The 22,867-nt window shown below is 54.9% G+C and carries 20 protein-coding genes and 1 pseudogene; 12 read left to right on the top strand and 9 right to left on the bottom strand.

Annotated elements, in window-relative coordinates:
• The first annotated feature begins 27 nt into the window (after nt 1-27).
• Together F3I21_RS11385 and F3I21_RS11380 are read left to right on the top strand one after the other, a co-directional pair.
• Nucleotides 28-1,197 (top strand): efflux RND transporter periplasmic adaptor subunit, encoded by a 1,170-nt coding sequence (locus F3I21_RS11385; RefSeq protein ID WP_150058937.1) that lies wholly within the window; start codon nt 28-30, stop codon nt 1,195-1,197.
• Nucleotides 1,181-4,261: an efflux RND transporter permease subunit gene (locus tag F3I21_RS11380; protein WP_150058936.1), complete on the top strand. Its 3,081-nt coding sequence runs from the start codon at nt 1,181-1,183 to the stop codon at nt 4,259-4,261. The genes F3I21_RS11385 and F3I21_RS11380 overlap by 17 nt, the downstream gene beginning before the upstream one ends.
• A 131-nt stretch (nt 4,262-4,392) precedes the next feature.
• On the opposite strand, the gene F3I21_RS11375 is transcribed toward F3I21_RS11380, so the two are convergent.
• The 3 genes from F3I21_RS11375 to F3I21_RS11365 form a co-directional block, all read right to left on the bottom strand.
• A complete protein-coding gene (locus tag F3I21_RS11375) occupies nt 4,393-5,589 on the bottom strand; it encodes a cupin domain-containing protein (RefSeq protein ID WP_150059106.1) in 1,197 nt (398 codons plus the stop codon).
• Nucleotides 5,590-5,933: 344 nt separating this feature from the next.
• On the bottom strand, nt 5,934-7,133 hold the full coding sequence (locus F3I21_RS11370; RefSeq protein ID WP_141495897.1) for an FAD-dependent oxidoreductase: 1,200 nt from the start codon (nt 7,131-7,133) through the stop codon (nt 5,934-5,936).
• A 90-nt stretch (nt 7,134-7,223) separates the two neighbouring features.
• Complete coding sequence (locus tag F3I21_RS11365) at nt 7,224-8,258, bottom strand: aldehyde reductase (RefSeq protein WP_150058935.1); 1,035 nt, start codon at nt 8,256-8,258, stop codon at nt 7,224-7,226.
• Nucleotides 8,259-8,366: 108 nt separating this feature from the next.
• On the opposite strand from F3I21_RS11365, the gene F3I21_RS11360 reads away from it, so the two are divergent.
• Nucleotides 8,367-9,299 carry an AraC family transcriptional regulator gene (locus F3I21_RS11360; protein ID WP_223815664.1) on the top strand — a complete coding sequence of 311 codons (933 nt, stop codon included), beginning with the start codon at nt 8,367-8,369 and terminating at the stop codon, nt 9,297-9,299.
• A 27-nt stretch (nt 9,300-9,326) separates the two neighbouring features.
• Here the strand turns inward: F3I21_RS11360 and mgrA are convergent, their stop codons facing one another.
• Complete coding sequence (gene mgrA / locus F3I21_RS11355; RefSeq protein WP_021508994.1) at nt 9,327-10,361, bottom strand: L-glyceraldehyde 3-phosphate reductase; 1,035 nt, start codon at nt 10,359-10,361, stop codon at nt 9,327-9,329.
• Between the two features lie 169 nt (nt 10,362-10,530).
• Between mgrA and F3I21_RS11350 the strand changes: the two genes are divergently transcribed.
• Entirely contained in the window at nt 10,531-11,430 is a 900-nt protein-coding gene (locus tag F3I21_RS11350; protein ID WP_058770278.1) for a LysR family transcriptional regulator, read from the top strand.
• Nucleotides 11,431-11,595: 165 nt separating this feature from the next.
• Here F3I21_RS11350 and F3I21_RS11345 read toward each other — a convergent pair whose 3' ends face one another.
• The gene (locus F3I21_RS11345) at nt 11,596-11,922 is read right to left on the bottom strand and encodes a DNA-binding transcriptional regulator (protein WP_021508992.1); all 327 of its coding nucleotides are present in this window, start codon (nt 11,920-11,922) and stop codon (nt 11,596-11,598) included.
• A complete protein-coding gene (locus F3I21_RS11340) occupies nt 11,915-12,298 on the bottom strand; it encodes a type II toxin-antitoxin system RelE/ParE family toxin (RefSeq protein WP_021508991.1) in 384 nt (127 codons plus the stop codon). Before F3I21_RS11340 ends, F3I21_RS11345 begins: the two co-directional genes overlap by 8 nt.
• Before the next feature lie 305 nt (nt 12,299-12,603).
• Between F3I21_RS11340 and F3I21_RS11335 the strand changes: the two genes are divergently transcribed.
• Nucleotides 12,604-12,894, top strand: a complete 291-nt coding sequence (locus F3I21_RS11335) for a hypothetical protein (protein WP_021508990.1) — start codon at nt 12,604-12,606, stop codon at nt 12,892-12,894.
• 24 nt (nt 12,895-12,918) lie between these two features.
• Here the strand turns inward: F3I21_RS11335 and F3I21_RS11330 are convergent, their stop codons facing one another.
• Entirely contained in the window at nt 12,919-14,346 is a 1,428-nt protein-coding gene (locus F3I21_RS11330; protein ID WP_150058933.1) for a trehalose-6-phosphate synthase, read from the bottom strand.
• Nucleotides 14,347-14,518: 172 nt separating this feature from the next.
• Nucleotides 14,519-15,382: a substrate-binding domain-containing protein gene (locus F3I21_RS11325; RefSeq protein ID WP_150058932.1), complete on the bottom strand. Its 864-nt coding sequence runs from the start codon at nt 15,380-15,382 to the stop codon at nt 14,519-14,521.
• 234 nt (nt 15,383-15,616) lie between these two features.
• On the opposite strand from F3I21_RS11325, the gene F3I21_RS11320 reads away from it, so the two are divergent.
• The 6 genes and pseudogenes from F3I21_RS11320 (at nt 15,617) to F3I21_RS11295 (ending at nt 20,504) form a co-directional block, all read left to right on the top strand.
• Nucleotides 15,617-16,312, top strand: a complete 696-nt coding sequence (locus F3I21_RS11320) for a hypothetical protein (RefSeq protein ID WP_058759059.1) — start codon at nt 15,617-15,619, stop codon at nt 16,310-16,312.
• Between the two features lie 97 nt (nt 16,313-16,409).
• A complete protein-coding gene (blc, locus tag F3I21_RS11315) occupies nt 16,410-16,940 on the top strand; it encodes an outer membrane lipoprotein Blc (RefSeq protein ID WP_021508986.1) in 531 nt (176 codons plus the stop codon).
• A gap of 231 nt (nt 16,941-17,171) precedes the next feature.
• Complete coding sequence (locus F3I21_RS11310) at nt 17,172-17,468, top strand: hypothetical protein (protein WP_150058931.1); 297 nt, start codon at nt 17,172-17,174, stop codon at nt 17,466-17,468.
• A 399-nt stretch (nt 17,469-17,867) separates the two neighbouring features.
• Complete coding sequence (locus F3I21_RS11305) at nt 17,868-18,737, top strand: hypothetical protein (protein ID WP_150058930.1); 870 nt, start codon at nt 17,868-17,870, stop codon at nt 18,735-18,737.
• A 113-nt stretch (nt 18,738-18,850) separates the two neighbouring features.
• Nucleotides 18,851-19,449, top strand: a pseudogene (locus tag F3I21_RS11300) (tyrosine-type recombinase/integrase); the annotation flags it as partial.
• A gap of 143 nt (nt 19,450-19,592) precedes the next feature.
• Nucleotides 19,593-20,504 (top strand): DUF4365 domain-containing protein, encoded by a 912-nt coding sequence (locus F3I21_RS11295; protein WP_223815684.1) that lies wholly within the window; start codon nt 19,593-19,595, stop codon nt 20,502-20,504.
• Nucleotides 20,505-20,843: 339 nt separating this feature from the next.
• On the opposite strand, the gene F3I21_RS11290 is transcribed toward F3I21_RS11295, so the two are convergent.
• Complete coding sequence (locus tag F3I21_RS11290) at nt 20,844-21,698, bottom strand: LysR family transcriptional regulator (RefSeq protein WP_150058929.1); 855 nt, start codon at nt 21,696-21,698, stop codon at nt 20,844-20,846.
• Between F3I21_RS11290 and F3I21_RS11285 the strand changes: the two genes are divergently transcribed.
• Entirely contained in the window at nt 21,698-22,714 is a 1,017-nt protein-coding gene (locus F3I21_RS11285; protein WP_150058928.1) for a DMT family transporter, read from the top strand. The two genes, F3I21_RS11290 and F3I21_RS11285, sit on opposite strands and share 1 nt — an antisense overlap.
• Nucleotides 22,715-22,867 lie beyond the last annotated feature (153 nt).

The raw sequence follows: 22,867 nt of genomic DNA, 5'->3' as shown, positions 1-22,867 counted from the left end.
CGCAAATACCGATAAAGGAATTGCGCCATGACCGACGAGCTTCCCTGCCTGATCAAACAGGGTGTGCGCCACCTGCTTAATCCGCGCCACCTGGTTTCCCTGCTGCCGCTGCTGCCCTGTTTGCTGCTGACGGCCCTGCTGCTGACCGGCTGTGACCGCAAGCGTTCACCCACGCCGCCGCCACCGCGTCCGGTAAAGTTCATCACGGTTGGCCCGCCCACGCCCGCCGGGCAGCAAACCCTGACCGGCGAGATCCGCGCGCACGATGAAACCTCGCTCAGTTTCAGGCTGGAGGGGCGGATTCTGACGCGCAGCGCCGATGTCGGCAGCCGCTTCAGGCAGGGAGAGACGCTCGCCGTGCTTGACAGTCCCGGCGCGCTGAATCAGCTGGCGAGCGCACAGGCGGAGCTGAACAGCAGCCGCGCGGCCGAAAAGGTGGCGGCCCTCAATCTGCACCGCATGCGCCTGCTGATGCCGTCCGGGGCAATTGCCCGTGCTCAGCTCGATAGCGCCAGCGCCGACTGGCAGGCTGCGCTGGCGCGGCGGCAGAGCAGTGAAGCGGCATTGAAAAATGCGCAGGATAGCCTGCGCTGGATCCACCTTACCGCGCCTGAGGATGGCGTGGTGACGGGCGTCAGCGCCGCAGCCGGTCAGGTGGTCAGCGCCGGTCAGACGGTGTTTACGGTTGCGACCGGCACAGGCCGTGACGTGGTATTTGACATTGCCACACCTGAAACCCTCGATCGCCGGGCCAGTGCCCGCTTCCGCGTTGCGCTGTTGCAGAATCCGTCCGTGATAGCCGAAGCGCACCTGCGTGACGTCAGTCCACAGGCCGACGCCCAGACACGCAGCTGGCGGGTGCGCATCACACTGGACAATCCTCCTGCGGAGATGGTGCTGGGTGCCAGCGTCGCCGTCACCCTGCCGCAGATCGACACGACGACAGATGCGGTGATGTCGATTCCGGCCACCGCGCTTACCCGCCAGGCCGGCCAGCCGGCGGTGTTTATTCTTGACCCGGTGAAAAACTGCGTTATCAGGCGCACGGTGGCGATTGCCGGCTACACGGCAGATGCGGTATGGATTCGCGCCGGCATCATGCCAGGAGATCGGGTGATCACGGCGGGCGTAAGAAGCCTGCGTGATGGTGAACGCGTTGCCGGCAGCCAGGAGGACCAGCATGAAACCGGCGTTTAATCTTTCTGCCTGGGCGCTGAAGCAGCAGCAGCTGATGGCCTTTCTTATGCTGCTGATCGTGGCAGCAGGGATCGTCAGCTATGAAAAGCTCTCGCGCAACGAAGATCCGGCGTTCACCATCAAAACTGCGGTGGTGTCTGCGCAGTGGCCAGGTGCCGACATCAACGATACGGTCAGACTGGTCACCGATCCGCTGGAGAAAAAGCTGCAGGAAATTCCCTGGCTGGATTATGTGCAGAGTGAAACGCACGCTGGCCGCACGGTCATTTTCGTCAATCTGCGTGACGACACCCCGCCCGCACAGGTGGCCGGCATCTGGTACCAGGTGCGTAAAAAAATGCAGGATGTGACCCCGGCTTTGCCGCAGGGCGTGCAGGGCCCGGCGGTCAACGATGAGTTTGACGATACCTTTGGCACGATTTACGGCTTCACCGCTGACGGTTTTTCTCCGCGTGAGCTGCGGGACCGGGTGGACGATGTTCGCCGCGATCTGATGAGTCTGCCGGATGTGGGTAAGATCCAGCTACTGGGCGAGCAGGAAGAGCAGCTGGTGGTGGCCTTTTCCCCGCGCCAGCTGTCCGCTATGGGACTGGATTTGCAGCAGGTAGCAGAGGCGCTACGGGCGCAGAACGTCGTGGAGCCGGCGGGCAGCGTGCGCACCGCCACCGATAACATCGCCCTGCGCGTGAGTGGCGCGTTCAACAGCGAGGCGAGCCTGCGGGCGGTTACGCTGCACGTTAACGATCGCTATGTTCCGCTGACGGCGATCGCCACCATCACGCGCCGCCCCGCTGAGCCGCCTGCCCCGCTTTTTCGCGTTAACGGCCAGCCGGCCATCGGACTGGCCGTGTCGATGGCCGCCACCGGCAACATGCTGGAGTTTGGCCAGGCACTGCGGGCGCGCATGGAGAGCGAAGCCAGCCAGCTGCCGCACGGCATTGAGATGACGCGCATCGCCGATCAGTCAGCGGTAGTGCAACAGGCGGTGAGCGGATTTGTCGATGTGCTGGGCGAGGCAGTGATCATTGTGCTGGCGGTTTCGTTTGTCTCGCTGGGACTGCGCGCCGGCCTGGTGGTCGCGGCGGCGATCCCGCTGGTGCTCGCCATGACGTTTATCGGCATGCATCTGGCCGGTATCGGCCTGCAGCGCATCTCGCTCGGCGCGCTGATCATTGCGCTGGGCCTGCTGGTAGACGATGCAATGATCACGGTGGAAACCATGGTGGCGCGGCTGGAGGCCGGCGATTCCCGCACCGGCGCAGCGACCTGGGCGTTCAGTACCACCGCCTTCCCGATGCTGACCGGTACGCTGGTGATGATTGCCGGTTTTATTCCGGTCGGCTTTGCCGCATCCAGCGCGGGCGAATATTGCTATACCCTGTTTGCGGTGGTGCTGATGGCGCTCATCAGCTCATGGCTGGTGGCGGTGCTGTTTTCACCGCTGACCGGCAGCTGGCTGTTGCCGGCCACGCTAAAGCAGCACCGCGCCGGAAACGGGCGCCTCAGCCAGTGCTATCGCCGCCTGCTGAGCAGCGTGCTGCGCCACCGCATGCTGACGCTGGCGATGGCGATGCTGGCGCTGTTGCTGGCCGGCGTCGGCACCACGTATATGCAGGGCGAGTTTTTCCCGGCCTCCGATCGGCCTGAGCTGCTGGTGAGCCTGGCGCTGCCGGCCAGTGCGTCGCAGCAGGCCACCCTGCGTCAGGTGCAACGCCTTGAGCACATTGTCTCCGCCAGCCGGGATGTTGACCACTATTCGTCTTACGTCGGCACCGGTGCGATACGCTTCTACCTGCCCATGGATGTGCTGCTGGACGATGATAACAGCGCTCAGCTGGTGGTCGTGGCCAAAAGCCTGGCCGCCCGTGAACGACTGCAGCGCTCGCTGGATGCGGTGCTTGCCCGGGACTTCAGCGACATCACCACGCGCGTCGCGCCGCTCGAGCTCGGTCCGCCGGTAGGCTGGCCGATTCGTTATCGCATCAGCGGTCCGGATTATCGCCAGGTGCAGCAGCTGGCAGAGCGGCTGGCCGCCGCGCTCGGCAGCTCAGCGCTGACGCGTGACGTCAATCAAACCGCCGGTGAGCCCGAACGCGTTATCACCTTGCAGGTGAATCAGACGGCAGCGCGCGCAGCCGGCCTCTCTTCTGACCTGATTGCTCAGTATCTGCATACGCTCTGGTCAGGAACGCTGATCACTACGGTACGCGATCGCAACCGGCTGATTGATGTGGTGCTACAGGGCAACGCTGCAGCGCGCCATGACCTGAGCAGCCTGTCCGGATTGCTGCTAACCGCGCCGTCGGGCGCAAAAATTCCGCTGACGCAGGTCGCAACACCGCAGTGGGGGCTGGAGGATCCCGTTATCTGGCGACGCCAGCGTCTGCCGTTTATCACCGTCCAGACCGATACGGCGCCGGGTTTGCGCGCGGAAGCCGTCTCCGCCGCCCTCACGCCGCTGATTGCCACCTTCAGGGCCAGCTTGCCGGCGGGTTACCGCCTGAGCGAGGACGGGGCGGTAGCAGAGTCTGACAAGGGCAACCAGTCGGTGATCGCTATCCTGCCGGTCACGCTGCTCTGCATGCTTCTGCTGCTGATGTTACAACTGCGGCGGATTTCCCGCATGCTGCTGGCCCTGCTGATGGCGCCCTTTGGTCTGCCGGGCATTGTGCTGACCATGCTGCCGACCGGCACGCCGATGGGCTTTGTGGCGCTGCTGGGTGTTATTGCTCTGGCTGGCATGATCATCCGCAACGCGGTGATCCTGATCAGCGAGGCGGATAACAACGTTGATGCAGGTATGCCGCCGGATGCGGCCATTGCGGCTGCCGCCGAACACCGCGCACGGCCGATCGTGCTCACCGCCAGCGCCGCGATTCTCGGTATGATCCCCATCTCGCGTCAGGTTTTCTGGGGACCGATGGCGCTGGCGATTATCGGTGGGCTGTTAGTGGCGACGCTGGTGACGCTCACGGTTTTACCCGCGGCGATGAGTCTGGTGATGCAGGCAGCAGCCCGTCGGGACAAACTGAAATCGCTGCGCTGGTGGCCGTTCATAAAATAACCGCCTGCTGGTCAGCCCTGCTGGCATGGGGCAACGAAAGGTTTATCCACAGGGTTCCGGGCGGGATATGCACGCCAGATGTGGACAGTATCAGGAGAGAACGCGCAGCACCGGCTGCGCGTGGTCACGGGCTATTTCACTACCGGATGCTTCACCTGCTGCAGCGCATTCATGAAGGTGTCGCTGAGATGCAGATGCTGACGCACCAGCGCCAGCGGCGTGCTGGCCAGCCACTGGTTAAGCGAAATATCCGCGTAATAATCGCTTTTAAACAGTTCCAGAAAGCGCAGCGGCTTGTCACCCGTGTTTTCGATATAGTGACCCATGGCAAAGGGCACATAGCCGACATCACCGGCGCGGAAGTCAAACGTACGCGCCTGACCCGACGAGGCAAACACGCCCATCCGCCCCTGACCTTCCAGATAGTATTGCCATTCGTCGTTATTGGGATGCCAGTGCAGTTCGCGCATTGCGCCGGGAGCCAGTTCCACCAGCGCGGCGGCGATGGTTTTCGATACCGTAAAATTACTGGAATCAGTAATGCGTACCGTGCCGCCCGGCAGCGTCAACGGCTTCTGCGCCAGCATTTTATGCGAGAAGACCTGCTTCGATTTCACCCCGCCGCTCACCGCCGAAGCCGCCGCGCCGTCCGGTGCCTGCCCGGCAAAGATGTACTCCTCTTCTGGCGAGGGCAGCGTGTTAAACACCTCAGCCGGCACGCCAAAGTTTTTTGCCAGCACTTCAGGCGGGATATGTTTGAACCAGTCGCTGAGCAGAAAGGTACTGTCTTCATCGAAATTGCCGTTGTCGAAGGCCAGCAGGAATTCGCAGCCGTCCGGCCCGAGGCCCTGAATTGAGTGCGGCACGCCCGGCGGGAAATACCATAAATCGCCCACGCCGACGTCATCGACAAACCAGCCACCTGCGGTATCCAGCGCGGTGATGCGCGCATTGCCGTACAGCATGTAGGCCCACTCGCCCTCTTTGTGCCAGTGCAGTTCGCGGATGCCTCCCTTATCCAGCCGCATATCGACGCCAGCGATGGTGGTGGAAATGCCCAGTTCGCGCTGCGTCACCTGGCGCGTCCAGCCGCCGCTGCCCTTGCGCACGTGCGCATCGCTAAACGAAAAGCGCAGGTTGGGTAATGTGCCGCTGTCGGTTGCTGGCGGATCGACCAGATCCGGATTCAGCGCTTCGCGCACCGGATCGTGCGGGCCAGGGTCGCGCGGATGGTTGGGATCATTCGCCGGATAAGTCGCCACCTTGCCATCGTGGGCATGGACCTTGCCGGCCGCCAGCGCCACGGTGCCACCAGCCGCGAAGGCCATAAAGCTTCTGCGAGATAAGTTTTCCAGTTTCATACCTGCCGTCTTCCTCAGTTTCTTATGGTTAGTGTCACGCCCCTTAACCATAATCAAACTGTGGCTTTCGCCAACCTTGTGTCACCGCTGAAATCAATAGAAAACCTTTATCATCGCGTAATCCCGCTCTTCACCCGCCTCACGCCATTTGCGCTTCGTTGAGATCGCGTTGACGTTCAGGTGATATCAGCCGACAAATAAGGCACAAAGTGATTAAATCTCGCCTCCGATTAAGCAATTTTTTTAATGATAGCTCGCTGCAAAAGTTAATTTAATGTTACAAAAGCATCGCAATTGCAATAATTACCCGGCTACGTTTTTTCTCCGGCGAGACGTGGCCGTTCCGGGCGGAAGCCCATGCCAATCAATCGGCCAAACAGATGGCGTAAAAACGGATAGCGGCTGATGAGCTGCGGAACCTTACTGGGCGTGGTACGCGGGCGCTTGCCGCTGCTCATTTTGATCTGCAGGAATTGCGTCGCCACCGTCGGAAACTGCCGCCGCCGCTGCACGTTCTCCAAATCGCGCAGCGTGAGCGTGCCGTTTTGCAACGGCCGCGTCAGATAATTGGCGCTGGCCACCGCGTCCTGAATCGCCAGGTTCACACCCACGCCGCCAATCGGCGACATCGCATGTGCGGCATCGCCAATGCACAGCACGCCGGGCTTCATCCATTTGTCCAGCCGATCGATACGGATGGACAACAGACTCAGCTGCTGCCACTCCTGCAGCTGCGCCATGCGCGCCACGCTGAACGGCGCAACCTCTGCCATGCGGGTTTTCAGCGCGTCGAGCCCGGCCTGCTTCAGCGCCTCGAATTCGCCTTTCTGAATGGTAAATCCGCACTGCCAGTATTCGCCGCGGTCAATGACGATGAAGTTTTGCTTCGGCCCCTTGTGGCCCATCCCCAGCTCGGGGTCGTCCGGCTGTTTATCCAGTCGGAACCACACCACATCGCGTGGAGCACCAAAGCTTTTACCCACCAGCCCGGCTTTCTGTCGCACCGCCGAGCGACGGCCATCAGCGCCTATCACCAGCGGCGCGTGAATTTCGTGACCTTGTAACGTTTTCACGCCTGCGATTACGCCATCCTGATAAAGAAAATCGTCAAAACCGGTGGATTGCAGCAGCGTGAAACCGGGATAGTGCGCCGCCTGGGCGGCGAGGAAAGTGAGGAAGTCCCACTGCGGCATGAAGGCAATAAAACGGCAGCGCAACGGCAGACGGGAGAAATCGGCCATGGTGATCTCCTGCCCGCCTACTTCCGCCTGTAACTTCTCCGCGCGCTGATGCGGCAGCGCCAGCAGCGCGTCGAGCAGACCCAGCTGGTGCATGATCTCCAGGGTTGAGGGATGAATGGTGTCGCCGCGAAAATCGCGCAGAAAATCGGCGTGCTTCTCAATCACGACCGCGCGCAGGCCGGCGCGCGTCAGTAAATAGGCCAGCATTAAGCCGGCCGGACCGCCGCCGACGATACAGCAGTCGGCGTTTATCACCTGTGGAGACGGCATGATATCCTCATCAATCGCTATATATGATAATTGTTATCATTTATATAGCATCTGCGCGTCACCAGGGTGATGATAAATGCCGCAGTCAGACTAGTGGTTTGCTACCAGCCCCAGCGCAATCAGGCTGCGCGCGGTGGCAAGAATGGCCTCCTGCGGACTACGCGGGTGCCAGTTCAGCAGCCAGCCAGCTTTAGCGGCGCTGACGTTCATATCAACGCCCAGCAGTTTTACCATTCCCGTCATCAGCGGATTTTGCGCTGCCGCCGCCCGCACCATGGCGTCACTCATTGGCTGCAGCGAAACCTTCTCTGCTTCTGCTGCCAGATGGGTTTTGAGCGTGCGCGCCACCTCAATAAGCGGCAGGCTGTGCCCCGAACTGGCAAGGAAGCGCTGCCCCTGCGCGGCGGCGTGGGTCATTGCCAGCACGTGCAGACTGGCCACGTCACGCACATCAACAAAACATGAGTTGATGTCAGGACAGCCTGGCTGCCCCTCCAGTAGCTCCTTCACAATGCGAATCGAATGTGAATAGTCGGCCCCCAGCACCGGTCCCAGCACCGACACCGGGTTCACCGTGGCCAGTTCCAGACCGTTACCCTGCTCAGCGATAAACTGCCAGGCGGCGCGTTCCGCCAGGGTTTTCGATTTCTGATACGGCCACACATCGCCGCTGACATCGCTCCAGTCGCGCTCGGTAAAGGGGCGCGGATAGTCCGCTGGATGTCCGATACCGACCGCGCCAAATGCCGAGGTCAGCACCACACGTTTAACACCTGCATCGCGCGCGGCGCGCAATACGCGCAGATTTCCTTCAATCGCCGGATTCACCCAGTCAGCTTCGCTTACCTGGCTGCCGGTCGGGGTGGGTGAAGCGCCATGCAGCACGAAGCGACAGCCCGCCACTGCGTCTTCCCAGCCCGCGTCTGCCGTTAAATCGGCAACGACACATTGCAGCGCCTCGCCTGCGGCCACCCCGGCCTGCAACAGATGCGCCCTGACTTCAGTTTCACGTTCGGCATCACGTAAGGTGGTTCGCACCCGATAGCCCTGCTGCAGCAGCGCAATAATGCAGTACTGAGCGATAAACCCGCTGCCGCCGGTAACCAGAACTTTGTCATTACTCATCTTTCTTCCTCATCACAAGCATCGTTCATTCGATGCGCTCTACGTTAAGCGGCGGAGTGAGGATTTTGAATGCTTGTAAATGCAGTTTACTTGCGTGATAGTACAGAAATGAGCCTTGATCCCTTTTCCGACATTCTGCGATTCGTTCGCGCTGAATCATTGCTGACCGGCGGTTTTACCGCAGGCGGACGCTGGGCGCTGCGTTTCCCTGCGCCCGATAAAATTAAATTCTTCGCCATTATCAAAGGCAGTTGCTGGGTCATACTGGAGGGCGAATCTGAACCCTTCCACTTTGCCACCGGCGACGTCGGCTTGCTGAGCGCTAAACGCGCCTTCGTGCTGGCCAGCCATCCGGACGAGCCGCCGGTTGACGCCATGAGTGTGTTTTATGGCGCAGGAAAAGGTCATGCGCCGATTGGCAGCGGTGATGATTTTGTCCATATCGGTGGCCATGTACTGCTTGATCCAGACAGTGGTCGTTTACTGACGCACGTATTACCTCCCTGGATTCAGGTACCGGCGGCGTCACCGCAGGCGGCGTCATTCCGCTGGGTGCTGGATCAACTGGTGCAGGAAGGCCAGCATGTCCAGCCGGGATCGCAGCTGGCAACGGCCCAGCTGGCACAACTGCTGTTCATCCAGATTCTGCGGGCGCATTTGCAAATCAGCAGCACACTGCCCGCCAGCTGGCTGCGGGCGCTGAGCGATGCGCGATTGGCACCGGCGTTACAGCGGCTGCATGGCGATCCGGCGCGCAACTGGCATCTGGACGAACTGGCGCGTGCCTGTGCCATGTCGCGCACCCGTTTTGCCCAGTATTTTCGCCAGGTGGTGGGCATTACGCCGATAGCCTATCTGACGGCGTGGCGCATGCGGCTGGCAGAGCGTGCGTTGCAGGAGGAAAATGAGGCGGTGGCCGTGGTAGCGCAGACGCTGGGTTACGCCTCAGAGAGCGCTTTCAGCCATGCTTTTAAGCGTGAAACGGGTCAGTCACCCAATGCATTTCGCCGCGCCGTGCGGTTACAGCAGGCGCAGCGATAAAGCGCGCCGCGTTGCGCGGCGCCGGCATTATTTAAGTTGAGAAGATACGCGCCACATATCCACCCCGCCTTCGGTGGCGTAGCGATCAATGTCCGCCAGCTCCTGTGCCGTGAAGGTCAGGTTGTCCAGCGCGCGCAGGGAATCGCTTAACTGATCAACCGTGCGGGCACCAATCAGCGCAGAAGTGACCCGCTCATCACGCAGCGCCCAGGCGATCGCCATCTGCGCCAGCGTCTGACCGCGCGCTTCAGCAATCGCGTTAAGCGCACGAATTTTTGCCAGGTTCTCTTCGCTGAGCATGGCAGAAAGACGCGGATCGCTGCCGCCGGCGCGCGCGCCCTGCGGTACGCCGTTGAGGTATTTACTGGTCAGCATGCCCTGTGCCAGCGGGGAAAAGGCGATGCAACCGCTGCCGAGCTCCGCCAGCGTATCGAGCAGCCCGTGCTCAATCGTGCGGTTTAGCATCGAGTAATTGGGCTGATGAATAAACAGCGGCACTTTCTCATCGGCCAGAATCGCAGCGGCCTGACGCGTCAGCTCTGGCGAATGGGAAGAGATGCCGACATACAGCGCCTTGCCCTGACGATGCAGCTGTACCAGCGCGCCCATGGTTTCTTCCAGCGGTGTATTCGGATCAACGCGATGGCTGTAGAAGATATCGACATAATCCAGCCCCATGCGGCGCAGGCTGTTATCACAGCTGGCAATCAGATGTTTGCGGGTGCCGGTCGGTCCACCGTACGGACCCGGCCACATATCCCAGCCGGCTTTGCTGGAGATAATCAGTTCATCACGATACGGGGCAAAATCCTGCGCCAGCCAGCGACCAAAGTTCTCTTCAGCCGATCCCGCTGGCGGACCGTAGTTATTCGCCAGGTCGAAATGGGTAATGCCGTTATCAAACGCGTGGCGCAGGATCGCTCTGCCGGTCTCAAACACGTCAACGCCGCCAAAATTCTGCCATAGCCCCAGCGAGATCAGCGGCAGCACCAGGCCACTTTTGCCGGTTTTACGGTACTGCATGTTGGTCTGATAACGCGCTGGCGATGCAACATAACTCATAACAGATTCCTCTCATTAAATGCCGCCGTACAGGTGCACAGAAGACATTGTTCTGCCTTCCTGCAAAACCGCGCGGCGAACAGGCGATTGCCGGACAAATTTTTACCGCGTATCGTTAATCTGTAAAATTCATTATTGTGATTAAATTCATCTTTTATGGAGATAACTGATGGAATTGCGCCAGATGCGGCACTTCATCGCCGTGGCGGAACATGAAAATTTCACCCGCGCCGCACAGAGTATGCATATTGTGCAATCGGCCTTGTCCACCTCGATCAAACAGCTGGAGGAGGAACTGGGCACGCCGCTATTTATCCGCTCCACTCGCCAGGTGCGCCTGACCATGGCCGGGAAAGTGTTTCTTGATTACGCCAGAACCATCGGTGCCTTTGTCGAAAAAGCGTCGCAGGAAGTGGCGGCGATCGTGGCGCTTAAGACCGGAACCCTGTCGATTGGCACGGTGCAAAGCGTGCCGCCGTTTATCGATCTGCCGCAATTACTGGAAACCTTTATTCGTCGCTTTCCGGATTTTGACGTCAAGCTGTGCCAGGGATCATCGGCGAAGCTCAATGCAAAAGTGCACAATCAGCAGATCGATCTGGCGATTATGCCGGTGGAGGAAGTCTCCGACCGGCTGTCGTCGCGCATCATCGCCTGCGATGAAATCGTGGTAGCGTTTGCCGCCGATTATGCCGGGTTCACCGCGATGCAGCCGGACGTCACCATGGCACAACTGGCGCAGCAGTCGTTCATCGATTTCGAAGCCGGCCAGGGCACGCGCAAGGTGAATGACAACAGTTTTGCCCTGCAGGGGCTGAGCCGCAAGGTGACGTTTGAAGTGAGCGATCTGGAAACTTTGCTGAGTCTGGTTGAGCGTAATATGGGGATTGCCCTGCTGCCCGAACAGGTAGTGAAAGCGCGCAGCACGACGCTGCATTATTGCCGCATCAGCGACGTTGATGTGTGCTGGGAACTGGCTGTGGCCTGGCTCAGCGATCGTCCCGGCAGTATGAACGTCTACGACCGGCCAGTGCAGGAATTTATGGATATTCTGGGCAGCAGCGATTAGCGCCGGGGCGGGTAACGGCGGGATAGATACTAACAGGCATAAGATCTATGCCTGTTATTCATCACTTCAGCCCGGCGTCACAGCGTGATTTTGGCTGCGGCGTCACGACAAATTCGTTGTGTCACGCAATGTCAGGCCACGTTATCCTGTGGCCACAAAAATTGATTAACGCAATACCTCAAGACCCTTTCTATCAATGAGGTTAAGCAGGCGCAGCGCAGCGCCATTTGGCTTTTTCTCCTCGCGCTCCCATTTCACCACGGTGGCCGGGGACAGGCCAATATAGGCGGCTAACATGGCCTGACTCAGACCATGACGCTCACGTAACTGACGAATAGCCTCGCCTGACATCAGTTGTAAAACCGGCAGAGAGGTACGCAGCTCACGTAATCTGACACGTGAATCGATTTTTTCGGTAAGCTCATCGCTAATCACCCCCAGCGGGTTAAAATCATGCGCGATTTCCTGCAGATCTTTTAGATGATCAACCATCGCATATTACCTCTCGCATTTTTCTCGCCTTTATCGCTGCTCTTTCTTGCTCAGTCGTCATGGCAAACAGTTGACTGGCTACCTGCCTGTAGAGATTAAGCTCATCCTCTTTAATCTCACGAATGCCACTCTTCGTGGTCGATTTAGCGTAACCGTTCACAAAAAACAGGTGTTTTTGCGATTTGAACGCGACAATGGCTCTGGCTCCGCCGCTTTTGCCGGCGCCGAGCGGAATGCGTTTTTTGTAAACACCACCCCCCAGGCTGGCCTCATACTGTCCGGCAATCAATTCGCGGGCAGCCAGACAGAGCTTGATGTCCGCAATCATGTCACCTTTGAAATTTCGGTCGAAGGGCTTCAATACATAAATGGCCATGCTGTTTCCCTGCTTTATGAAGAAGAGGACTATCCTTGTCCTTGCCTGAACCACCTATACTACTAAGTACAATAGCAACCTGCAACGCCAGCGCGCATCAAAGCGCTAAAGAGTGAAAGGGATGACACTCCCGCCTGTACAGAAGCGCTTTTGTTGTATAAGTTTAAGGGTGCTGTCGGGGAAAAATTTCGCTCAGCAGGTCACACATTTCCGACAGAGGAAGAGCGACACTATCAGTCGTTGATTAGGCTTTGGTTTACCTGCACCAGGCAATGCTAAACGCAACGCGGATACTGAGAGCTTTTATGTATAGAAGTGAAGATGAAAAACTGGCCGACATTGTCATGGGCGATGCCGTGCTGCAGTTGTTAAAACAAGCCGGACCGGTAACCACTCTCGCGCTGCTGGAAAAACTGCGCGCGATGGCGGCATCAGAAACTGATCCGGCACGCCAGCGCGCGTTTCGCTATGCGATTGCTGAAGTGCAGAACAGCAAAAGTGCGCCACAGGGCGAAGCAGTGGCGTTAAAAGGTAGCGATAACGTGACCCATATTTTTCGCAACCGTGATAATACGGGCAAAAACACCCGACATTAGCCCCGCTGTGCTCCAGTCTGCTTATCAATAACGTAACCGCCCGCTTATGCCTGCGCCCGACAGGTGACGGCTACACAGCTGCACACTCTCCGGCTGCGACTCATCCATTAACAGGGCGAGGAAGCTGTCAGCCCACCAGTGACAATCATAGCGGTGCAGATTATTCAGCAAGCGCGCATGACGGTTCTGACGGTCGCTGAGCGGCAGCCGCAATGCCGTATGGATGGCATCCGCCATTGCATCAGGATCGTAAGGATTAACGATCAGCGCGCCATCCATCTGTTCGGCCGCACCCGCGAACTGTGACAGTATCAGCACGCCGGGATTCGCGGGATCCTGCAGCGCAGCATACATTTTCGCCATCAGGCTCATGCCCGCCATCAGTGGCGTCACCAGCGCCACCCGCGCCGCGCGGTACAGCCCGGCCAGCTCTTCACGGCGATAATCGTGGTTGAGATAGCTGACCGGATACCAGTTGAGCATACCGTGCACGCCATTAACCTCACCGCACAGATTTTCCAGATTGTGGCTGATCGCCTGCTGCCGGTGCGGGTGTCCGCTGGCAGCAGAAGCCAGCTGCAATAACATCATGTTGCCCGCATAGTCGGGATGATGGCGCAGCAGCACTTCCAGCGCGCTGATGCGATACGGCAGACCTGCGCTGTCGTCGAGATGACCGCCGCTCAGCACCGTGTTGGCCGGCAAATGTTCGCGGCTCTGCTGCTCCATGTACTGGCAGCTGTTGCTCTCAAGTAACGCCTGAACCTCAGCCAGATCGATCCCGACCGGAAACACGCCGGTGGTGATAATGTGACCGTGCACGCGCAGACGGTTCCTGCCTAAGCGTTCAGCGCGAAACTCGCTCTCCAGCCACAGCAGAAAGTTATTCATATCCTGCCCGGTCTGGAAGCCAATCAGGTCACAGCACAGCAGCGATTCTGCCAGGCTGCGCCAGTCAGGGATCGCTTCAAACAGCTGACCGGACGGAAACGGCTGATGTAAAAATAAACCGATGCGGTTAGTTAAGCCGGTATCACGCAGCATTTTTACCGTTGGGATGAAGTGATAATCCTGCAGCCAGATCACATCGTCCGGCATGGCATATTCGGCGATGGCGTGGGCATAAGCCGCATTCAGCTGGCGATAGGCCAGGAAGCTGGCGCTGGTGAAACGTGCCAGGTCTGGACGCTGGTGAAACACCGGCCACAACCCCTGATGTACGTAGCCGTGATAGCCCTCTTCGTATTCTGCGCGCGTCAGCGCAAACTGCAGCCTGTCGTATTCGTTATCCTGCTGAAAGCTAAGCGTGCGCGCCGCTTCCTGCGCAGCGACGGTACGTTGTCCATCCCAGCAGACCCAGAGGCCACCGCGTCGCGCCATCAGGCGATCGTAAATGGCTGCCAGCGTGGAAGACTGATGCTGATTATGTGTGACCAGAATAGTGCCGGGCATGATATTTCCCTTTGAGGTTAAGGCGCGCCACAGTGCCGCCTGCTGCGCTGATTTAACCGCCGGCAATATAAAAAAGGCGTAAAGAAAACCTGCGCGGATATAAAAATCCGGCAAAGATCAGCGCCAGTGTGTGGAAATCAGCCCGGCGCCAAAGGGGAAAGGCTTGCAGCGATCAGTGACGGATGGCGCAGCCGCACTGCGACATTTCGCCAGGCACATATTTGCCGTGATGCGAATGGCGCACCTGCAGCTCACCCTGCTGCCAGGCGCGGCTGTGGTCCGGACGCTGATCCAGCAGCCGGTTGAGGGCTTCCGTCACCAGTAAATCACGGCGCGGTGCCCAGCTGCTCAGGTGCCATGTGGAGCCGCGCGCCTCGTCAGCATCATCAAAGCCCACCACAGCAATATGCGCGCCCTGACCGAAGTCGCGCACGGCCTGCAGTGCGCCAAAGGCCAGCTCGTCGTATTCGCACATCAATGCATTGATGCGTTCTGCCGCACGGGTTTTCTTCAGGTAAGCCATCATCGCCTGATAAGCCTGCTCACGGTGAAGCGCGCCGGCGTGCAGTGCTGCGTGCAGCGTCTTGTCCTCCGCCTGCAGGCTGGCAATAAACCCCTGCACCTGGCGCGGCGGCGTGTCACTTGCCTGCACCTGCATAGCGCCCAAACGCTGGTGCCCCTGCGATAGCAGCAGTGCGCCAAGCTGCTGCCCGGCGTGATACGCATCCGCAATCACCACATCAGCGCCCGCGCTGTCGCTCGGGCACAGATGCACCGCGCGCAGCGATGGCTGCAGGTGCGCGACCATCTCCTGCGCATCCTGACACGGCGAGCTCAGGAACAGCAGTCCACCCAGCGGCAGCGACGCCGCGTTCCGCAGCGCGGCCTGAAAATCCTCGCGCGTAGCGGCGCACAGCAGCACCGGCAGCAGATCACGCGCACTGAGCTGACGCGTGACTTCTTTGAGCATGTGCATACTGTGCGGATGGCTGACATCATCGCTGACGATGCCGATGAGCGGCGAATGGACGGACATAACTGACCTCTCCTGCTACGTAGGGTACGGGAATAATCTTGACGTATTAGTATGAAATTCCACGTTACCCGAATAATCAGATATCGCCAATCGGTGGATGCGAAGGATTGCTGCGCTCCCCCTTCATCCGGTGCGTGTTGACGGCGGCAAAATGCGCAGCCGCTGCACCGGACGCCCGGTGAGCTTCGTTTTACGTTACACTGACGCCACGAATATTTTGCTAGCGGAAAACTTATGCGCATCACCCTCGATCAGGCCGATCAGCCTTTTATTCACCGCTTACTGGGCGAGGAGATCGCCAGTATTGATTCCACGTCTGACGAACAACTGCGCCTGCGACAGGCGTTGCAGGATGCGCGGTTACAGAGAAATCATGAAGCAGAGCTCGACTGGAAACGCAACGCGCTCTATCTGCTGCTGTTTGTGTTCCTGTATGGCGCACTGGGCTGCTCGCTAACGCTGGATTTGAGCGCGGTCGCACAAGCGTCGAGCCATAAAAGCATTGCCTATGCGCTGGAAGCGGTACCGGTCCTGATCGCCTTTTCTGGTCTGTTCCTTTCGCTGCTGTTTCTGTTCGCCGCGCGCGGCAGCGCACGCCGCCTGCACAACTGGGATCACACTATCGTGCTGCTGGAAAAATACAGCGGCTGCAACCTGAGTCTGCAGATTAATGAAATGGGGGCGCGTACCACGCATTACTCGCAGTCGGCGATTACCGTGGCGCTGGCGATGTTTATCTGCCTCACCTGGGTGGTGATGTACAACTACTTCACCTTCACCACCAGCGGCGTGATTGGCAGTGTGATCTCACTGTTTATTACCACTATGACCTACGTGATTCTGGATATTCAGCTACTGAAATCCGGCAAATCGATCGCTATCGATGAGCCGGTGATTCCGCCAGAAGATGAGGTTGAGAAACGCCGTTAATCGACAGACCGGCGCGGCGTAAGGTTTTGTGCCGCGCCGGTTTCGCTATCCTTATCTATACTTCAGACAGGATTTTGAGAGATATAAAGGAGTTGCGATGAAAATCTGGCCGTTAGTCGCCATTACGGCGCTGTCTGTTACCCTGGTTGCCTGTAAATCCCCGACGCCACCTAAAGGGGTGCAGCCCATCACCCACTTCAATGCCGATCGCTATCTCGGCACCTGGTATGAAATTGCCCGCCTCGATCACCGTTTCGAACGCGGTAAAGATCATGTGACCGCCACCTACGGCAAACGCAGCGACGGCGGTATCAGCGTGCTGAATCGCGGTTACGATCCGGAGAAAAAAGCGTGGAGCGAGAGCGAAGGCAAAGCTTACTTCACCGGTAAACCTGACGTCGCCGCGCTGAAGGTCTCGTTCTTCGGACCTTTTTACGGTGGTTATAACGTGATCGCGCTGGATGAAGATTATCAGTATGCACTGGTCGCCGGGCCGAACCGGGGGTATCTGTGGATTCTGTCGCGTCAGCCCACCATTCCGGCTGAAGTCAAACAGCGTTATCTCGCCTATGCCCAGCGACTGGGCTTCGCAACCGATCAACTGATTTGGGTTAATCAGTCACGATAAAAGGGTGCAGCGCCAGTGACTCCCGCGCGGGCTTCAGTTATTACCCTGGCACTAATAAGAGTAAGGTCAGTAGCAGGCACTGCGTAAATTGACGGCCTTACTTTTTATTGAAAAACGGGTGTTGATGATCTGTTAAGTCAGCAGAGATAAAACGGATGGTAGTGTATCTCTTCGTGAGTATAACCCGCCGCGGCAGCCTGAGCTGCCCGTTACGAATCGAGAGGCTAACCAATGAGTAAGTATTTTCTGGCCTGCTTTTTGGCACTGTTTGCATGTTCTGTCAGCGCTGGACAGGGAGGAGCTGGAGGTAAAGGAGGAAACGGCGGCTATGCGGGAGAATCCGGCGCTGACGGTGGAAACGGTTCAGATGGGGGTAATACTGATGGCTCTGCCGGCAGACCGGGATGTCCCGGCGGCACTGATCCTGATGCGGACGGAAAATTTTATCTCCCAGGTACCACTCAGGAGTGCAATCCAGGCAAGCATGATTCGATGAAGATTCATCAGCCGACGGTAACCGGCGCTTAATTCGCTAGCGCGTTGCCGGAGTAAGTGCATGTTCGGGCCAGGGGGTGAGTTATTTCCTCGTCATGTACGGTTTCATTCACTCTCTAAGTGACAGCAGCAGGCTGGTGCCGCCAAAGGCCAGTAGCAAACCTATTCTCTATTGCGCCGCCGCCGGTAAGTATGCTCAACCTACGCATTCCAATACATGGCACACAATGTACTGGCTGCATACTGCCTGTCAGTGTCAAATGCCTATGGACAGCTGGAATTGCTATGAACGTCCGCTCCGTGCCAGAAGCGGACGTTGAAATATGTCACAAGTTCAAACATGTGATTAACTATTTTTTCATTTAATGCTACAGTTTTAATGCATTATATCAGTCCATTTTTATTAGGAATTCATGATAAATAAGAGGAATTATGAAGTTTGAATTTGGTGATTTATACAGGTTTATCGTTTCATTGGGTATTTTTTTGATAAGTTCTGCATTTGTTTTTCCATGGTTATTTTTAAAGGAAAAACTGGAATTAAATACCGATGCTATATGTAAGATATCAAGTCTTGATTGTGACGTTGCGCATACAAAAAAAGAAATTATTTACTATATTCTTAAATCAATACCGGTTATTTCCCCTGTGTTTTTTATCGTAGGGGTATTGGTTGTTATTTTTGGCGTGGCAAAATGGAGAAAGAATCAATTACTATTGGATGAGCAAATAAAAATTGAACACGATTTGAAACAAGCCAGTTTGAGACCTGCTACTCAGGATGAGATCATTGACAAACTTGAGAGTGAGATTATAGAATCAGAACCTGAAGTAAGTTGCGTGAATAACTTTTCGGAGAAGGTAAGTGTTTGGGAACGTATGGAGGATAAAATTGCCGAAAAATTAACAAACACTAATATAGGCAATGGACTGGAAAGAAATGTCATCATAGCAAATCATGAAGTGGACTTTATTATTAAAGGTAACTTCTTCAGAAGTGATTGTTTGGTAGAAGTAAAATACATACGCAAAGGATTTAATTTTGGTTGGTTAAAAGAGGTTTTTCTAAAGCATCTTTATAAAAAAAGCTTATATGAACAGTTCAGAGGAAAAAAAGCAATCGCTCTTGTGTTAATATTAATAGAGGACGGGGTTTTCAGTGAAGAAAAATATGAAGAATTGCAGACAAGATTGATTCAATCAAATGTTTATCATGATAAAAATGACAGGATAAAAATTTTCCCAGTGAGTCAGTTTATGAACATTGAAGCATCCAAAATGGATTCAGTATTGTTTGGCTAAACTTACAGACGTATACTACTTTCTCCGTTGCACGCAAGAACCATATATATGGCAGTTCTTCGCTCATAAGGGACAACCATACTCAAATATTCCACATTGCAGGAGATTTGAGTATGAACACGTCACCGTGGAACAAAGACCGTATCATCGGCCAAAAAAACCACTTCAGATATCTCATATCTGGGGGATCCGAATCCGGCTTGAACTGGAAGGTAAAACGCGCGATTTAGCTCTGTTCAATATGGCCCTGGACAGTAAGCTTCGAGACTGTGATCTTGTCAAACTCAAAGTATCGGATGTGGCATATGGAAGTTCGGTTTCAAGCAGAACAACGGTGTTGCAACAGAAAACCGGTAGCCCTGTGCAATTCAAGATAACCAAAGGGACAAGAGAAGCTGTTGCTGCATTGATAAAGCTTAGCAATTTGCACAGTAAAGACTTCTTGTTTCGGTCTCGGGTCGGAACTAACCAGCACATTTCAACCCGGCAATACAACCGAATCTTTCATGGGTGGGTACAAAAGCTTGGTCTCGAAGATTCGCTTTACAGCACACATTCCATGAGAAGAACAAAACCTTACCTGATCTACAAGAAAACCAAGAATCTCCGGGTGATCCAAGTTCTGTTGGATCATAAGAAACTGGAAAGCACAGTCCGTTATCTGGGCATTGAAGTCGATGATGCGTTAGACATCTCTGAATCGATTGAAGTCTTAGGTTGTCAGGGCTGCAACAGCAGCCCTGTGCCAGAAGCAAACATTTTAAGCATTCGAGTGTAAGATCTGTTTTTTAATTTGTAATTTTAGGAGGTAACATGCCAAAGAAAAGACGGTCTATTAGCTAAGTAAAAGAAGACATTTCAATCAGGGTCCTGCGGGAAAAACTACCTCGCGAATGGGTCGTACATAGCTATGGCGCTGACTATGGTATTGATTGCGTTGTTGAATTATTTGATTTTGTTGATGACAGTGAAAGTATTGCAGAAACCCTTGGTGAAAACTTCTTTGTACAACTAAAATCTTCAGATTGTATTGAATATTGTACACGTAAAGCCTATGCTCGTGGAAATGTAACCAAAGGAAATTTAACAGAAGATAAAAGCGATTTTGTCGAAATTCCTGTCGCAAAATTTAAGTTAGACATATCAGACATTTTGACTATTCAGTCTATAGGCATTGCAATTCCAGTATTATTGATACTAGTTGACACTAATACAGAAAAGGCATTTTTTATTTGCCTTAATGATTACATAGATAAAGTTCTTATACCAGAAGACCCGAATTATTCTAAAAAAGACTCAAAGACTATATATATACCTCTTGAAAATGAGATTCTGGATGGTGAAGATGCGCTTGTTTCATTACGTGCATATGGTAAAAGATCAAAAATGTATGGCGCATTCTCACTTTTTAACTATCAATTAAAAGAAATAAACCGACTACAAGGTAAAGCGGCCGTACAATTTCCTGTCTCTTTCGATGAAGCTATAGAGATGGTAAATAACTTTATTGTAATTGCTCTTAGACAAGATATATGGTCTGGACATGAATTTTGGAAGCCGATGGCATGGAGCCAAAAGGAGTTAATCCAACTTCAAATAGATATTGATAAAGAAGTAAAACCTGAACATTATGAACATTTTTTGAGTTACTGTTCCGAAGTGGTTTGGCATAAGTTAACAAATCTTTCAAATATGTATGAGGAGCTTGTTAGAGAGTGGTTCATGCCAACCTTCCTAGCGACATTAACATCAGCCCGCCCTAAATAATAATATTAGCAATGCTACGCAAAAGCATCCTGGCCCTAAATCCCTAAATAAGGGCTTCATATCAAATTGAAGCCTTTGTGAACAATAGAAACAACACTAAAGGACACCCCTATCACATTTAGTTGAATAGAAAAATAATAATGCGCCCACGACGATACAATTACTAATGTCCGCTCCTCGCTCATAGCAGACATCTGAGGATATGGGCTGTCCGCTTCGTGCCAGAAGCGGACGTTATTGAAAAAAGATTGTTTGCATCAATTGGCGTATGTCAGTGGAAATCTTTCAGATAGTTATAATGAGATAAGAACATCTGATTGCAGGAATCCCATCAGCTATCTAAAGCCGGAATGATTGATGAAAAGCTTTTGAAAGTAGATCTACAGCTTCGTCCCCATATGATGCGACGTTTCGTATGAACACGATATTATGGTCAGGAATAGTTGGCATATTCTCAAGAATAAGCATGCGGCCTGATACCTTTCCCCGGTCCATTAAACTTACTGCCAATCCAGCTTCAACACATGCCTGGACCGCCTTACTTGAATGGCTCTCCAGCACGATGCGCGAACTTCGACCTGAAGCTTTCAGCGAGGCTGTAATAGCCTTGCGATAAATACATGGCGCTGCGTAGACAGCCAGAGGCAAGGGATCTTCAAGCGCCACGTTATTGTTCAGAGGACCCACCCAGACGGGCGTGGTTGACATTAACAACTGCGCATTGGGACTGGTTTTTTCTTTAGGCTGGACGACCACTGCCGCATCCAGTTTTCCTCGGTCTATCCACTCTTCAAGCTCGTTACTGGGCCCCATTTTCAACTCCATTACAACGTTCGGCCACGCCGCACTAAATGGAGGAAGTATCTCCCGGATAACCTGAGCAGCATACTCATCAGGCATGCCAAGGCTGATTCGTCCGGCAAGATTCGCCCCATGGAGGTCAGCCAGTATCCGATCGTGCGAGCGTAGGAGTTCTGCTGTTGAGCGCAGAAGCTTTTTCCCCAGTGTAGTTAGCATTACGGACTGATTATCGCGGTGCAGTAGCTGCCCGCCTGCAACGGCCTCCAGACGCTGAATGTGAATGCTCACAGCTGCAGGACTCTTATGGAGAAGATTAGCTGCCGCGCTGAATTTTCCTGTTCGTACGACTGCATGGAAGGTGCGAAGTAGCTCGATAGAAAGCGTTATGGTCAATGTTTACCTTCTTTAAACCAGTTGTACATATCATTTTGATTTACCAGATTACACTCATCTATTACCTTTTTGGAATGAGCAAACTAAATCAATTTCAAAGAAAAAATTCGTTAAGCCTTTACTGGCTTTATACCGTTCCTCTGCCCGTACTTGAGGGAGCTTTACTGTTTTCCTGGAGTTCAGGTTTCATCGGCGCACGCTTTTCGATTAATTACGCCCCGGCATTACTGGTCGTGTTCTGGCGCTATGTTTTGCTAACCCTGATCCTCTTACCCTTCGTGTACCGCCCCCTGTTAAAAACACCTCCTCGAGTGCTAATAATAAATACCGGAATCGGCCTGCTGGCCATGGTCGGATATATGTTCGGAGTGACCCGGGGGATTGCATTGGGAGTCCCGGCGGGGCTCGCAGCCCTGTGTGCTGACCTGCTTCCATTGGGAATGGCGTTGCTGGCAACAGCATTTTTGGGGGAACGGTTAGCCGCCCAAGTCTGGCTTGGGCTAATCACGGGATTGCTCGGCGTGATATGGGTGACCCATAACGTACTCACTTTTGGCAACGCCCCACTCTGGGCTTATGGTTTGCCGGTGGCGGGTATGTTGTCGCTTGCAATGGCGACGCTTTGGCAGAAACGCAGTAATGATTCACAGTCAATGGATCTCCTGCCCAATCTCTGGCTACAGTGTTTCGTCGCGGTGATAGGTTTTGCCGTTATTGAAGGCTTTAACGGTAGCCTGGTGCCAATCCCCACATTGGGGTTCACGCTCAGCGTCTTATGGACGGCGACTCTGCCAACTTTTGGTGGCTACGGTCTATACTGGATTTGCCTACGCCGGAGCTCAGCAACCCGTGTTACCACCGTGCTATACCTCAGTCCACCTGTCACTATGATTTGGGCATGGGCTATGTTCAATGAGCCCCTTTCCTGGCAGATGGCTTTCGGTATGGCAATTTCTTCTGTCGGGATCTGGATGGTCATACATGGTGAGGCAGCAGATAAAACGCCTCCCTCATGAGCTGACATTTTAATCCAATGCGCTGATTATTCGAGAGTAACTCTTTGTTGGATCATGAGAACATAAGTCTGTGACCGGCTATCCAAAGATTAATACATCGAGATATCTGCCATGTCCGCTTTTCGCTCATAACGGACATGGACTTGTGCACCG

The sequence above is a fragment of the Pantoea sp. B_9 genome (assembly GCF_008632015.1).
Taxonomy (GTDB): domain Bacteria; phylum Pseudomonadota; class Gammaproteobacteria; order Enterobacterales; family Enterobacteriaceae; genus Pantoea; species Pantoea dispersa.
This window is presented reverse-complemented; position numbering and strand designations above follow the sequence as displayed.

Coding starts and splice junctions, on each gene's coding strand:
- F3I21_RS11370 (WP_141495897.1), bottom strand. CDS start 7,133: ATGCCGTCTCCACAGGTGATAAACGCCGACTGCTGTATCGTCGGCGGC.
- blc (WP_021508986.1), top strand. CDS start 16,410: ATGAAAATCTGGCCGTTAGTCGCCATTACGGCGCTGTCTGTTACCCTG.
- F3I21_RS11340 (WP_021508991.1), bottom strand. CDS start 12,298: ATGGCCATTTATGTATTGAAGCCCTTCGACCGAAATTTCAAAGGTGAC.
- F3I21_RS11375 (WP_150059106.1), bottom strand. CDS start 5,589: ATGGCCTTCGCGGCTGGTGGCACCGTGGCGCTGGCGGCCGGCAAGGTC.
- F3I21_RS11320 (WP_058759059.1), top strand. CDS start 15,617: ATGCGCATCACCCTCGATCAGGCCGATCAGCCTTTTATTCACCGCTTA.
- F3I21_RS11335 (WP_021508990.1), top strand. CDS start 12,604: ATGTATAGAAGTGAAGATGAAAAACTGGCCGACATTGTCATGGGCGAT.
- F3I21_RS11350 (WP_058770278.1), top strand. CDS start 10,531: ATGGAATTGCGCCAGATGCGGCACTTCATCGCCGTGGCGGAACATGAA.
- F3I21_RS11380 (WP_150058936.1), top strand. CDS start 1,181: ATGAAACCGGCGTTTAATCTTTCTGCCTGGGCGCTGAAGCAGCAGCAG.
- F3I21_RS11310 (WP_150058931.1), top strand. CDS start 17,172: ATGAGTAAGTATTTTCTGGCCTGCTTTTTGGCACTGTTTGCATGTTCT.
- F3I21_RS11385 (WP_150058937.1), top strand. CDS start 28: ATGACCGACGAGCTTCCCTGCCTGATCAAACAGGGTGTGCGCCACCTG.
- F3I21_RS11285 (WP_150058928.1), top strand. CDS start 21,698: ATGTTTACCTTCTTTAAACCAGTTGTACATATCATTTTGATTTACCAG.
- F3I21_RS11330 (WP_150058933.1), bottom strand. CDS start 14,346: ATGCCCGGCACTATTCTGGTCACACATAATCAGCATCAGTCTTCCACG.
- F3I21_RS11365 (WP_150058935.1), bottom strand. CDS start 8,258: ATGAGTAATGACAAAGTTCTGGTTACCGGCGGCAGCGGGTTTATCGCT.
- F3I21_RS11305 (WP_150058930.1), top strand. CDS start 17,868: ATGAAGTTTGAATTTGGTGATTTATACAGGTTTATCGTTTCATTGGGT.
- mgrA (WP_021508994.1), bottom strand. CDS start 10,361: ATGAGTTATGTTGCATCGCCAGCGCGTTATCAGACCAACATGCAGTAC.
- F3I21_RS11345 (WP_021508992.1), bottom strand. CDS start 11,922: ATGGTTGATCATCTAAAAGATCTGCAGGAAATCGCGCATGATTTTAAC.
- F3I21_RS11360 (WP_223815664.1), top strand. CDS start 8,367: ATGAGCCTTGATCCCTTTTCCGACATTCTGCGATTCGTTCGCGCTGAA.
- F3I21_RS11325 (WP_150058932.1), bottom strand. CDS start 15,382: ATGTCCGTCCATTCGCCGCTCATCGGCATCGTCAGCGATGATGTCAGC.